The 12,269-nt window shown below is 65.7% G+C and carries 16 protein-coding genes; 7 read left to right on the top strand and 9 right to left on the bottom strand.

Annotated features, from left to right (window positions below; translation table 11 throughout):
- Nucleotides 1-6: 6 nt before the first annotated feature.
- On the top strand, nt 7-603 hold the full coding sequence (locus FFS49_RS22835; protein WP_039370667.1) for a chorismate lyase: 597 nt from the start codon (nt 7-9) through the stop codon (nt 601-603).
- Nucleotides 603-1,079, top strand: coding sequence for a DNA-deoxyinosine glycosylase (locus FFS49_RS22830; RefSeq protein WP_105818696.1), 477 nt, complete (start codon nt 603-605; stop codon nt 1,077-1,079). Before FFS49_RS22835 ends, FFS49_RS22830 begins: the two co-directional genes overlap by 1 nt.
- 61 nt (nt 1,080-1,140) lie before the next feature.
- On the opposite strand, the gene FFS49_RS22825 is transcribed toward FFS49_RS22830, so the two are convergent.
- The 3 genes from FFS49_RS22825 to FFS49_RS22815 form a co-directional block, all read right to left on the bottom strand.
- Nucleotides 1,141-1,464 (bottom strand): helix-turn-helix transcriptional regulator, encoded by a 324-nt coding sequence (locus FFS49_RS22825; protein ID WP_046544689.1) that lies wholly within the window; start codon nt 1,462-1,464, stop codon nt 1,141-1,143.
- Nucleotides 1,461-1,823 carry a type II toxin-antitoxin system RelE/ParE family toxin gene (locus FFS49_RS22820; RefSeq protein ID WP_046544690.1) on the bottom strand — a complete coding sequence of 121 codons (363 nt, stop codon included), beginning with the start codon at nt 1,821-1,823 and terminating at the stop codon, nt 1,461-1,463. Before FFS49_RS22820 ends, FFS49_RS22825 begins: the two co-directional genes overlap by 4 nt.
- Before the next feature lie 349 nt (nt 1,824-2,172).
- Nucleotides 2,173-2,427 (bottom strand): hypothetical protein, encoded by a 255-nt coding sequence (locus FFS49_RS22815; protein WP_071334800.1) that lies wholly within the window; start codon nt 2,425-2,427, stop codon nt 2,173-2,175.
- A 144-nt stretch (nt 2,428-2,571) separates the two neighbouring features.
- Here FFS49_RS22815 and FFS49_RS22810 point away from each other — a divergent pair, with 144 nt between their 5' ends.
- The 3 genes from FFS49_RS22810 to FFS49_RS22800 all read left to right on the top strand — a co-directional run bounded on the left by FFS49_RS22810 (nt 2,572) and on the right by FFS49_RS22800 (nt 5,477).
- A complete protein-coding gene (locus FFS49_RS22810) occupies nt 2,572-3,489 on the top strand; it encodes a spermidine synthase (protein ID WP_105818697.1) in 918 nt (305 codons plus the stop codon).
- 198 nt (nt 3,490-3,687) lie between these two features.
- Nucleotides 3,688-3,930, top strand: coding sequence for a DUF3311 domain-containing protein (locus tag FFS49_RS22805; protein WP_011352801.1), 243 nt, complete (start codon nt 3,688-3,690; stop codon nt 3,928-3,930).
- Nucleotides 3,927-5,477: a monocarboxylate uptake permease MctP gene (locus tag FFS49_RS22800; protein WP_039370375.1), complete on the top strand. Its 1,551-nt coding sequence runs from the start codon at nt 3,927-3,929 to the stop codon at nt 5,475-5,477. The genes FFS49_RS22805 and FFS49_RS22800 overlap by 4 nt, the downstream gene beginning before the upstream one ends.
- A 67-nt stretch (nt 5,478-5,544) precedes the next feature.
- Here FFS49_RS22800 and FFS49_RS22795 read toward each other — a convergent pair whose 3' ends face one another.
- The 5 genes from FFS49_RS22795 to FFS49_RS22775 all read right to left on the bottom strand — a co-directional run bounded on the left by FFS49_RS22795 (nt 5,545) and on the right by FFS49_RS22775 (nt 10,695).
- Nucleotides 5,545-6,000 carry a VOC family protein gene (locus FFS49_RS22795; protein ID WP_105818698.1) on the bottom strand — a complete coding sequence of 152 codons (456 nt, stop codon included), beginning with the start codon at nt 5,998-6,000 and terminating at the stop codon, nt 5,545-5,547.
- A gap of 260 nt (nt 6,001-6,260) precedes the next feature.
- A complete protein-coding gene (gene tal, locus FFS49_RS22790; protein WP_039370385.1) occupies nt 6,261-7,214 on the bottom strand; it encodes a transaldolase in 954 nt (317 codons plus the stop codon).
- A gap of 168 nt (nt 7,215-7,382) precedes the next feature.
- Nucleotides 7,383-8,594, bottom strand: a complete 1,212-nt coding sequence (locus tag FFS49_RS22785; protein WP_039370387.1) for a benzoate/H(+) symporter BenE family transporter — start codon at nt 8,592-8,594, stop codon at nt 7,383-7,385.
- 55 nt (nt 8,595-8,649) lie between these two features.
- Nucleotides 8,650-9,825 carry a VWA domain-containing protein gene (locus FFS49_RS22780; protein WP_034190734.1) on the bottom strand — a complete coding sequence of 392 codons (1,176 nt, stop codon included), beginning with the start codon at nt 9,823-9,825 and terminating at the stop codon, nt 8,650-8,652.
- A 27-nt stretch (nt 9,826-9,852) separates the two neighbouring features.
- Entirely contained in the window at nt 9,853-10,695 is an 843-nt protein-coding gene (locus tag FFS49_RS22775; protein ID WP_011352794.1) for a MoxR family ATPase, read from the bottom strand.
- A gap of 246 nt (nt 10,696-10,941) precedes the next feature.
- On the opposite strand from FFS49_RS22775, the gene FFS49_RS22770 reads away from it, so the two are divergent.
- Both FFS49_RS22770 and FFS49_RS22765 read left to right on the top strand, forming a co-directional pair.
- Nucleotides 10,942-11,301, top strand: a complete 360-nt coding sequence (locus FFS49_RS22770; protein ID WP_011352793.1) for a c-type cytochrome — start codon at nt 10,942-10,944, stop codon at nt 11,299-11,301.
- Nucleotides 11,302-11,342: 41 nt separating this feature from the next.
- Nucleotides 11,343-11,702 carry a cytochrome c gene (locus FFS49_RS22765; protein WP_027786804.1) on the top strand — a complete coding sequence of 120 codons (360 nt, stop codon included), beginning with the start codon at nt 11,343-11,345 and terminating at the stop codon, nt 11,700-11,702.
- Between the two features lie 84 nt (nt 11,703-11,786).
- Here the strand turns inward: FFS49_RS22765 and FFS49_RS22760 are convergent, their stop codons facing one another.
- On the bottom strand, nt 11,787-12,221 hold the full coding sequence (locus FFS49_RS22760) for a DUF1841 family protein (protein ID WP_105818699.1): 435 nt from the start codon (nt 12,219-12,221) through the stop codon (nt 11,787-11,789).
- Nucleotides 12,222-12,269 lie beyond the last annotated feature (48 nt).

Below are 12,269 nucleotides of genomic sequence, written 5' to 3'. Positions count from 1 at the left end.
GCGCGGATGCGATTCGACGGCGGTCAGGCCGGCTGGCGCGAGACGCCGCGGCCTGGCTGCACGCTCGACCAGCGCGACTGGCTGACGCGCGGCGGATCGCTCACCGCGCACCTCGCGCGGCTCGGCCGTGTGAATGTGCGCGTGACGCGCGAGGCCGTCGATTGCCCGTGGTTCGACGAGCCGGACGCGCTCGCCAGTGCGCCGCGCGCACCGATGTGGGTGCGCGAGGTGATCCTGTCGGTCGACGGCACGCCGTTCGTCGCCGCGCACAGCATCGCGCCGCTCGCGGCGAGCAAAGGCGTGTGGCAGGCGATGCGGCGGCTGCGCACGCGGCCGCTGGCGGAATTGTTGTACAGCGATCCGCAGGTGGAGCGTTCGGCGCTCGTCAGCCGGCGCGTGATCGCTGGCCATCCGCTGTATGCGCTGGCGACCCATGCGCTTGGCGGGGCGCGCGCGCCGCATTCGTTCGCCGCGCGGCGCTCGGTGTTCCAGCGTCACGGCAAGCCGTTGATGGTCACCGAGTGCATGCTGCCGGCGCTGTGGCGCCATCTCGATGCGCACGGCGACGGGCCGGGATCCGTCGGGCCGCGCGGAGCAGTGTGATGCTGCAAGGCTTTCCGCCGGTCGTCGCGCCGAATACGCACACGATGATCCTCGGCAGTTTTCCGGGCGAGGCGTCGCTCGATGCCGCGCAGTATTACGCGCATCCGCGCAACCAGTTCTGGCGATTGTTGGGTGCGGTGCTCGGCGAGCCGGGGCTGCATGAGCTCGCGTATGACGCGCGGCTCGAGCACGTGTTGAAGCACGGCATCGGCATCTGGGACGTGCTCGATGCGTGCCATCGGCAAGGCAGTCTCGATTCCGCGATCCGCAATGCGAAGCCGAACGACTTCGCGTCGTTGCGCGAGCATGCGCCGTTGCTGAAGAAAGTGTGTTTCAACGGGAAGACGGCGGGGCGGTTTGCCGAGGTGATCGGTCAGGCCGGGTACGACACGCTCGTGCTGCCATCGTCGAGCCCGGCGAATGCGATGCTGTCTTTCGATCAGAAGCTCGCGCAGTGGCGCGGAATCCTTTCCTGAAGGATCGGGCCCTTGCGGCATCTGCCATCGGCCTCCCGACGCGATCGGCCAGGCGCGGCCGTCACGCTGCGAAGACGACTTCGATGTGCCCTTCGACTTCCGATTGACGATCGGGCCCGACGACGATGTGCACGTCGCGTCCGAGCTTCGCCAGACATTCGAGCATCTTCGTTTCGCTGACGCCGCGAAACTGCCCGCGCAGCATGTTCGACAGCTTCGGCTGCGTGATGCCGAGCAACCGGGCCGCGTGCTGCTGCGTCCATTGGCGCGCCTTGATGATTTCCGCGATCTTCGCGGCGAGCTGCGCTTTCACCCGCATTTCGGCGGCATCGTGCATGCCGAGATCGGCGTAGACGTTGCCGCTGCCCTGTTCGATTTCGATCATCGCCTTACTCCTTGTGCGTGTGCTTCGGCCGCTTTCAGACGTTCGCGGACGAGATCGCTGTCCGGCCTCGGTGTTGCGATACCGATCGACGACTTCTTCTGGAAACAGTGCAGCACGTACACGCTGCTGCCGAGCTTCACCGTATAGACCGCGCGATACGTGCCGTTGTCTTCCGATTCAACGATCTCGAGCACGCCGGCCGAGCCGAATCCTTTCAACGGCTTGGCCTGATCGTGCTTGCGTCCCGTCTGCGCCAGATACAGCGCATAGCCGAACGTGTCCTGCACGGCTTGCGGCATCGCTTTCAAATCCTTGCGCGCTGAGCCGAGCCAGTACAGCGGTTTGATGTATGGATCCATCGACGAATTTATCCCTATTTGGGTATATTTTCAAGCGGTGCGCACGAACGCCGTGCGGCCGCTCAAATGCGGCATCGCGAGCGGGCAGGGCGGGGTGGTAGGGGCAGCAGTCGACAGATCGAGCAGCACCGACGGGTGACGCCGGTTCAGTACCGGATGCGGGCGTGGCGAAGGCGAATGCGAATGCGCATGTGACCTGCCGAGCAGGGCCGATTCGTCACATTCTTGCGTTGCGCGGGACCCGAGACAATTCAGCCGTTCGACAGAGCGCTGTCACGGCGTATCGATGATGGAAGGCGGACAGGTGTTTCTTCCCGGCCCGCCCTTGCAGCAGCGGGGCGAGCGAAGCTCAATCGTCCCTGCCCCATCGCCACCGCGGCTTCTCGCCCTTTACCCAGCACACCGCGGTGAGCAGCGTGACCAGCACGACGATGCAGGCGCCATACGCGAACGGCGACTCGCGCGGCGGCACGAGCCAAGCGCTCGCGACGATCCCGATCGCGAACAGAAGCAGCACGACCCACCCTTGCCAGGCCACGGGCAGCCCCCATCCCCAGCCGTAGCGTTTGGCCGGAAACCAGATCTTCCTTTCGTTCGACGTCATGTGTTCTCCAGTGATCCGCGAATGCAGCGTAGCGCCGACGCGATTCAACGTCACGCGAGGCCGCGCGTGGGTCGCGGTCTCCGTTCTCCCACCAATGCTATCCTCTCGTCCGCCAAAACCAGCTTCACCCAGCGAGATTCACACATGACCCGACTGATCAAGCGCGCGTCCGCCGAGGCGCGCGCGTCCAAGCGCAGCAAGCCGTCCGCGTACAACGGCTCCGAAAAACTCCACCCGCCGCGCGTGAAGCGCCGTCCGGAGATCGACGAACACGACGACGTGCCGGTGCTCGAAGCGCCGCGCAAGCCGCGCTTCGCACCCGTCACGTTCTCGGAAGAGGGCGGCGTGCGCTTCCTGCACTTCGGCACCGAGTGGGTACAGGGCGCGATGCGGATCTCGAAGCCGCTGCGTATCGAGCTCGAATACGCACAGCAGATGATGGCGTGGCTGCTGTTCCTCGAAACGCCCGAGCGGATCGTCCAGCTCGGGCTCGGTACCGGCGCGCTGACCAAGTTTGCGCACCGCTTCCTGTCGCACGCGAAGGTCGAGGCCGTCGAGCTGAACCCGGCCGTGATCGTCGCCGCGCGCACGATGTTCGCGCTGCCGCCCGACGATGCACGTCTCGCCGTGCATGAAGCCGACGCGTGGGATTTCGTCAACGACCCTGCCAACCGCGGCACGACGGGCGCGATCCAGATCGACCTGTACGACGCGACCGCGCGCGGCCCCGTGCTCGACAGCGTCGCGTTCTACCGCGCGGTGCGCGGCTGCCTCGCCGACGCGGGCATCGCGACGATCAACCTGTTCGGCGATCATCCGAGCTTCGTGCGCAACATGAAGCACCTGAACGCGGCGTTCGATCACCGCGTGATCGCGCTGCCGGAAGTGCATGACGGCAACCGGATCGCGATCGCGTTCTCGGGCCCCGCGCTCGACGTGTCGTTCGCGCAGCTCGACGAACGCGCGAAGCTGATCGAGGACACGCTGAAGCTGCCCGCGCGCAAGTGGGTGAAAGCCTTGAAAGAAACGACCGGCGCACGCGACACCTCGTTCGCGATCTGACGCTTCATGCACCGGTGGCATGCCGGTGCAACCACGCGACAAGGGGCGGATCACCTCGGGTTCGCCCCTGCTTGACCGCGTGCCCGCGGCTCCTATACTGGCGCGAAGCCAGGGGAGCCGCAGCCTACCCGTTTTGCGCTCCTCTCGGCGCCGTACCCGCTCAACAAGATCGATAACCGGGAAAGATGAGGAGACGTCATGGCTCACGATGCCGACGCCAACCGGGCCGCGAAGCGCTGGCTCTGGCTGCTGGTACTGCCGCTGATTGCGATGGTCTGGGTACCGTCGTACAGCAAGATCGAACCGCAATGGCTGGGTTTTCCGTTTTTCTACTGGTACCAGCTGCTTTGGGTCTTCATTAGCGCGGTGATCACCGCGTTCGTGTACTTCAAGACCAAGAACGCGTGGAAGGCGAGCGGCCCGCAGGGAGGTGCGCGATGAATCTCGGCGCAACCTTCGTCTTCGTCCTGCTGTTCATCGGCGTCACGATCATCGGTTTCCTGGCCGCGAACTGGCGGCGCGGCGATCTCGCCCATCTCGACGAATGGGGCCTCGGCGGCCGCCGCTTCGGCACGATCGTCACGTGGTTCCTGCTCGGCGGCGACCTCTACACCGCCTACACGTTCGTTGCGGTGCCCGCGCTCGTGTTCGGCGCCGGCGCGATGGGCTTTTTCGCGTTGCCGTACACGATCCTGATCTATCCGTTCGCGTTCGTCGTATTTCCGAAGCTGTGGAGCATCGCGAAGCGGCACGGCTACGTGACGGCCGCCGACTTCGTCAACGCACGCTACGGCAGCCGGATGCTCGCGCTGGCGATCGCGGTGACGGGCATCGTCGCGACGATGCCGTACATCGCGCTGCAGCTCGTCGGCATCGAGGTGGTGATAGGCGCGCTCGGCTTCGACACGACCGGCTTCGTCGGCGACCTGCCGCTCATCATCGCGTTCGCGATCCTCGCCGCGTACACGTACACGTCGGGCCTGCGCGCGCCTGCGATGATCGCGATCGTCAAGGACATCCTGATCTACATCACGATCGCCGCGGCGGTCATCGTGATTCCCGCGAAGCTCGGCGGCTTCGGGCACATCTTCGCGAGCGTGCCGCCTGCGAAGCTGCTGCTGAAGGCGCCCGACGCGATGAGCCTGAACGGCTACAGCGCGTACGCGACGCTCGCGATCGGCTCCGCGCTCGCGCTGTTCCTGTATCCGCACTCGGTGACGGCGATCCTGTCGTCGTCGTCCGGCAACTCGATCCGCCGCAACATGGCGATGCTGCCCGCGTATTCGTTCGTGCTCGGCCTGCTCGCGCTGCTCGGCTACATGGCGCTCGCGTCGGGCGTGAAGGACATGCCGCAGTACGCGCCGTACTTCAAGGCGTTCGGCCCGAACTTCGCGGTGCCCGCGCTGTTCCTCCAGTATTTCCCGTCGTGGTTCGTCGGCGTCGCGTTCGCGGCGATCGGCATCGGCGCGCTGGTGCCGGCGGCCATCATGTCGATCGCGGCCGCGAACCTGTACACGCGCAACATTCACCGCGAGTTCGTGAACCGCAACATGTCGCACGATCAGGAAACGCACGTCGCGAAGCTCGTATCGCTGATCGTGAAGGTCGGTGCGGTCGCGTTCATCCTCGGGCTGCCGCTGACCTATGCGATCCAGCTGCAGCTGCTCGGCGGGATCTGGATCATCCAGACGCTGCCCGCGATCGTGCTCGGCCTGTACACGCGCGTGCTCGACCATCGCGGCCTGCTGGCCGGCTGGGCGGCCGGCATCGTGTGCGGCACGTGGATGGCGATCTCGCTGAAGCTGGCCAGCTCGATCTTCACGATCCACCTGTTCGGCCTCGCGATTCCCGGCTATGCGGCCGTGTGGTCGCTGGTCGTGAACCTGGTGGTGGCGGTGGTGGTGAGCGTGCTGGTGCGCGTGATGGGCATCGCGCATGCGGAGGATCGCACGCGGCCGGAGGACTATCTCGACGTGGTGGAAGGCTGACGCTGCCTGCACGGCCACGCAATGAAAAAGCCCGCCACCGGCAAGGTGGCGGGCTTTGTCTTTCGTGTTATCCCTGCGCGCGCTCCGCGAGGCTCTCGCGCTGCGAGAGATCCTCGACGTTGACCATCCAGTGCACGCCGAAACGATCCTTCGCCATCCCGAAGCCGAGCGCCCAGAACGTCTTGCCGAACGGCATCGTCACTTCGCCGCCGTCGGCGAGCGCATTGAACAGCTTCTGGCCTTCCTCGACCGTCGCCGGGTTCAGCGACAGCGAATAGCCGGCGTGCATGCCGCCGCCGGGCTGGCTGCAGTCGCCATCCGAGCACATGATCATCGAGTCGCCGATCGTGAAGCTCGCGTGCATCACCTTGTCGGCCATCTCCGGCGTAATCGTGTAGTCGGGATTCGGCGGCGCGTCCTTGAAGTGCATCTTGAACATCGTCTTCGCACCGAGCGCCTTTTCGTAGAACTGAAGGGCTTCGTCGGCGCGACCGTAGAACGTCAGGTACGGTTGGACTTGCATCGTTGTCTCCTGTATTGAGGGCGCCGCCCTGCGCATCCGCGCGGGTTCGGCGTCGAGCAAGACTGACTGGGAAAGGGCGCGTCGGGAAGCGGCCGACGCACCCGTGACGTGGATTGTAGTGCGCGTGCTTGACGATGGAATGAAAATAAAAAACGGCCGCGAACATGACGTTCGCGGCCGTGTGCGGCGTGCGTGCTGACGGCTGTTGCCAGTGTTGCTGACAGCCGCTGACGCTTGTCGTGGCTCAGCGGCTCAGCGGCTCAGCGCAGCGAGTCGATCAGCTTCTCGAGCTTCACCGCATCGGCGGCGAATACGCGGATGCCTTCGGCGAGCTTTTCGGTTGCCATCGCGTCGTCGTTCAGCTGGAAGCGGAACGCGGCCTCGTCGATCGCGACGCGCGAAGCGGGCTTGTCCTGCAGCGCTTCCGGCGACAGCTTGCGCGTGACGGTCTCGTTGCTGTCCTGCAGCTTCTGCAGCAAATCGGGACTGATCGTCAGCAGGTCGCAGCCGGCGAGTTCGGTGATCTGGCTGGTCGTGCGGAAGCTCGCGCCCATCACTTCGGTCGTGTAGCCGAACGTCTTGTAGTACGTGTAGATGCGGCGCACCGACTGCACGCCCGGATCGTTCGCGCCACCGTCCTTCTCTTCATTCCACTCGGCGCCGGCCTGCTTCTTGTACCAGTCGTAGATGCGGCCGACGAACGGCGAGATCAGCTGTGCGCCGGCTTCCGCGCATGCGGCGGCCTGCACGAGCGAGAAAAGCAGGGTCATGTTGCACTTGATCCCTTCCTTCTGCAGCACTTCGGCCGCGCGGATGCCTTCCCACGTGGAGGCGAGCTTGATCAGGATGCGCTCGCGGCCGATACCGGCTGCTTCGTACAGCTTGATGAGTTCGCGGCCCTTGTCGATCGAGCGCTGCGTGTCGAACGACAGGCGCGCGTCGACCTCGGTCGACACGCGGCCCGGGATCAGCTTCAGGATCTCGGTGCCGAATGCGATCAGCAGGCGGTCGATGATGAAATCGGTGCTTTCGTTGCGATGATCGCGGACGGTTTTCTCGAGGATCGGCTTGTACGCATCCTTCTGGACGGCCTTCAGGATCAGCGACGGATTCGTGGTCGCGTCCTGCGGCTGGTATTGCGCAAGCTGCTGGAAATCGCCCGTGTCGGCGACGACGGTCGTGTACTGCTTCAGCTGGTCGAGTGCGGTAGTCATGGCGATTCGGAAGAAGGGCGCAAGGCGCCGGGTTCTCACGGGCCGCGCGAACGCGGCGGCGAAGCGAGGCGGCGCCGGGCACCGCCTCCGATCCGCTATTCTAGGCCCGATTCGTGTCGGGCACGTTCTGGCGTGTCCGATGGACGCAGCGGCGGCCGCCGTGCCGCGTCACGCGGGGCGGCGCGCGTTCAGGATCACCTGCGTGACGATCCCCGCCACGAGCCCCCAGAATGCCGGGCCGATCGACAGCAGCGTCAGGCCCGACGCGGTGACCATGAACGTGACGAGTGCTGCTTCGCGCTGCTTCACGTCCTGCATTGCGTTCGCGAGGCCGCTCATGATCGAGCCGAACAGCGCGAGTGCGGCGACCGACACGACGAGCGCTTTCGGCAGCGCCGCGAACAGCGCGGCGATCGTCGCGCCGAAGATCCCCGCGACCAGGTAGAACGTGCCGCACCACACGGCGGCCGTGTAGCGCTTCTCGCGATCCTCGTGCGCTTCCGGGCCCGTGCAGATCGCGGCCGTGATCGCCGCGAGGTTGACGCCGTGCGAGCCGAACGGCGCGAGCAGCAGCGACGCGAGGCCGGTGGTCGCGATCAGCGGCGACGACGGGGTCCGATAGCCGTCCGCGCGCAGCACCGCGATGCCCGGCACGTTCTGGGACGCCATCGCGACGACGAACAGCGGGATGCCGATGCTGACGATCGACGCGATCGAGAACGCGGGCATCGTGAACACGGGTTTCGCGAACGCGATGTGAAAGCCGCTGAAGTCGAGCAGGCCGAGACCGCCGGCCGCCGCCGTGCCGACGATCAGCGTCGTGACGATCGCATAGCGCGGCGCGAGCCGCTTGATGATCAGGTACGTGAAGAACATCGCGAGCACGAGCGCCGTCTGGAACTGCGCGGCGCGGAAGATCTCGATGCCGATCTCGAACAGGATGCCCGCGAGCAGGGCGGCGGCGATGCCGGCCGGAATCTTGCGCATCAGCGTGTCGAACAGCCCGCTCACGCCGACGGCCGTCAGCAGCACCGCGCAGACGACGAACGCGCCGATCGCCTCGGGGTACGGCACGCCGGGCAGCGATGCGATCAGCAGCGCGGCGCCGGGCGTCGACCATGCGACGACGACGGGCGCGCGAAAGCGCAGCGACAGGCCGATCGTCGTCAGCGCCATGCCGATCGACAGCGCCCAGATCCACGACGAGATCTGCGCATCGGTGAGGTGGGCGGCGCGGCCGGCCTGGAACATCAGCACGAGCGAGCTCGTGTAGCCCGTCATCATCGCGACGAAGCCGGCGACGAGTGCCGACACGGAGGTATCGGCGAAAAAGCGGCGGCCGCCGGCGCGGCTGGCGCTCGCGGTGGGCGAGGGGTTCATGCTATCTCCGGGGGGGAGGCCGCTCGGACGCGGCCTTCGTGCGTGGTGGGTGTCGTTACTTGCTGAGTGCGCGCATCGCGGTTTCGAGGCCCGCGAGCGTGAGTGGATACATGCGATGGCCGAGCAGGTCGCGGATCACCGCGACCGATTGCCGGTATTCCCATAGCCGCTCGGGCTCGGGATTCAGCCACGCATGATGGGGGAACTGGTCGGCGAGGCGGCGCAGCCATACGGCGCCAGCTTCCGGGTTGTTGTATTCGACCGAGCCGCCGGGCTGCAGCACTTCGTACGGGCTCATCGTGGCATCGCCGACGAAGATCAGCTTGTAGTCGGGCGTGAACTTGTGCAGCACGTCCCACGTCGCGGTGCGCTCCGAGTGACGGCGGCGGTTGTTCTTCCACAGGTGGTCGTACACGCAGTTGTGGAAGTAGAAGAATTCGAGGTGCTTGAACTCGGCCTTCGCGGCGGAGAACAGCTCTTCGGTGCGCTTGATGTGATCATCCATCGAGCCGCCGACGTCGAGCAGCATCAGCACCTTCACGTTGTTGTGGCGCTCGGGCACCATGCGCAGGTCGAGCCAGCCCGCGTTGGCAGCGGTGCTGCGGATCGTGCCGGGCAGGTCGAGCTCCTCGGCGGCGCCTTCGCGGGCGAAGCGGCGCAGCCGCCGCAGCGCGACCTTGATGTTGCGCGTGCCGATCTCGACCGAATCGTCGTAGTCGCGATACGCGCGCGCCTCCCACACCTTCACCGCGGTGCGGTTGCCATTCGACGGGCCGCCGATGCGCACGCCTTCCGGGTTGTAGCCGCCGTGCCCGAACGGCGACGTGCCGCCGGTGCCGATCCACTTGTTGCCGCCTTCGTGGCGCTCCTTCTGCTCGTCGAGCAGTGCCTTCAGGCGCTCCATCAGCTTGTCGAGCCCGCCCATCGCCTCGATCTGCGCCTTTTCCTCGGGTGACAGCTCGCGCTCGAGGCGCTTCTCGAGCCAGTCGAGCGGAATGTCGAATGCTTCGGACGGCAGCGCGGACACGCCGTGGAAATACGCGCCGAACGCCTGGTCGAACTTGTCGAAGTACTGCTCGTCCTTGACGAGCGTCATCCGCGCGAGGAAGTAGAACGCGTCGATCGACGGCGAGATCAGGCCGGCCTTCAGCGATTCGAGCAGCGTCAGGTATTCCTTCACCGAGACGGGCAGCTTGGCTGCGCGCAGCGCGTAAAAGAAATTGAGCAGCATGGCCGGGCCTTCGCGGGTGAGGGAGGATTACCGGTTGTGCCGGTTCATGTAGACGAGCCGTTCGAGCAGGCTCAGGTCCTGCTCGTTCTTCAGCAGCGCGCCCGCGAGCGGCGGCACGATCTGCTTCGCATCCACGCCGCGCAGCTGGTCGGCCGGGATGTTCTCGGCGAGCAGCAGCTTCAGCCAGTCGAGCAGCTCGGACGTCGACGGCTTCTTCTTCAGGCCCGACACGCCGCGCAATTCGAAGAAGCTCTCGAGCGCCGCGCGCAGCAGTTCCTCGCGGATGTCCGGGAAATGGACCGCGACGATCTTCTGCATCGTCGCCGGGTCGGGAAACTGGATGTAGTGGAAGAAGCAGCGGCGCAAGAACGCGTCGGGCAGCTCCTTCTCGTTATTCGACGTGATGATGACGAGCGGGCGGTGCTTCGCGCGGACCGTTTCCCGTGTTTCGTACACGTGGAACTCCATCCGGTCGAGCTCGCGCAACAGGTCGTTCGGGAATTCGATGTCGGCCTTGTCGATCTCGTCGATCAGCAGCACGCTCGGGTGCTCGGCATCGAACGCCTGCCACAGCACGCCCTTGACGATGTAGTTCGAGATGTCCTTCACGCGCTCGTCGCCGAGCTGCGAATCGCGCAGCCGCGATACGGCGTCGTATTCGTACAGGCCCTGCTGCGCTTTCGTGGTCGACTTGATGTGCCACTGCAGCAGCGGCATGTCGAGCGCGGCGGCCACTTCCTCGGCGAGCATGGTCTTGCCGGTGCCGGGCTCGCCCTTGATCAGCAGCGGGCGTTGCAGCGTCAGCGCGGCATTGACCGCGAGCTTCAGATCGTCGGTGGCGACGTAGTGCGAGGACCCTTCGAAACGCATGGCGGCGCTCTTCTCAATCGGGGGAAAAAACCCAGTATAAGTCAGAAGGGCTGTCCGGTTGGGCCGCGCCCGCGTATCGTTGCGGGGCTGTGGCGGGGAGAACCGGGGCGCCTTGTGGACGGGTTCCCCGCCGACGCGGTACAATCTGGCCGTTTTTTTTGGCCTGCGTGGCGACCTGACAAGCATAACGGCGCGGGCCGTTGCCGCTTCGGCGCCAGTTTCCCCTCAAGCTAGGTTACAAGAGCTATGAACAAATTCGTCGGCAAACACGTCGTTGTCGCAGCGCTCGTGGCGCTCGCGGGCAGCGCGCAGGCGGCCGGTGTGGTCGGCAACCCGAAGGACGGGGCGAGCAAGGCCGCCATGTGCATCGGTTGCCACGGCATCCAGGACTACCGCGCGGCGTATCCGGAGGTCTACCGGGTGCCTGTCCTCGGCGGCCAGAACCAGCAATACCTCGAGAACGCGCTGAAGGCCTATCGCAAGAAGGATCGTCACTTCCCGTCGATGAATGCGATCGCCGGTTCGCTGACGGACCAGGACATCGCGGATCTGGCGGCGTACTACGCCGTCCAGAAGGCCGACACGAAGGACAATCCCTACAAGTAAAGCGCGCGCCGCCGATTCTTACCGGCGGGACAGGAGCATTCATGAACAACGCATTCAAGACGGCGGCGGTTGCACTGGCGGCCGGCCTCGCGATCGGTACCGCACATGCGGCGGACATCACGAAGGGCAAGGAACTGGTCGAATCGCACAACTGCGCCGCCTGCCACGGCGCGCAGATGAACAAGCCGATCAACGCCGAATATCCGCGCCTCGCCGGCCAGCACGCCGACTACCTCGTATGGGCGATGCGCCAGTACCAGATGGGCCTGACGAATCCGCTGCTCGGTCGCAACAACGCGATCATGCAGGCGCAGGTGCAGAGCCTGTCGGTCAGCGACATGAAGGACATCGCGGCCTACATCGAGTCGCTGAAAGAAACCGACCTCGTGTTCAAGAAGTAAGCGCGCCGGGCCCGACGGGCTCGCGCAGTAAAATACCCCGCCTCGGCGGGGTATTTTTTTGTCCGCGCGCCGGCGCTGCGGCACTCAGTCGCGCGATGCGCGACGCAGGATGCGCTGCAGGTACGCGTCGGTATCGGGCGGCGTGCTGGTGCGCTGCGCTTCCCAGATCGTCTCGCCGAGGCATTCCATGATCACGTGCTGCGCGTCGTGGGTCGAGTCGAGCTTGGCCGCCAGCTTGTCGTGCGCGGCGCGGATGCCGGGCGGCTGGTCGATCGACAGCTGCTCGCTGATCGCGAGGTGCATCGACAGGTGCAGGAACGGGTTCGTGCGGCCTTCCTCGGGCGTGTACTCGCGCGCGGTCGCGCCATTGGCGTCGGCGAGTTCGTCGTGGTATTCGGGATGCTCGACGATCCAGTCGGCTGCCATCGCTTCCAGCGGCGTCAGGATCTCGCCGGCGCGCTGCTTGCGCCAGGTCTCGGTGAAAAAGCGACGCACTTCGTCGCGGCTTGGATTGAACATGGTGGGGAAACGTCGTGATTCGGACGGCGTGATGCCGCGTCGCGCATT

The sequence above is a fragment of the Burkholderia sp. 4NA327C6 genome, assembly GCF_005502655.1.
Lineage (GTDB): Bacteria > Pseudomonadota > Gammaproteobacteria > Burkholderiales > Burkholderiaceae > Burkholderia > Burkholderia contaminans.
The sequence above is the reverse complement of the archived record's forward strand: the minus strand, read 5'-3'. Positions and strand labels throughout refer to the sequence as shown.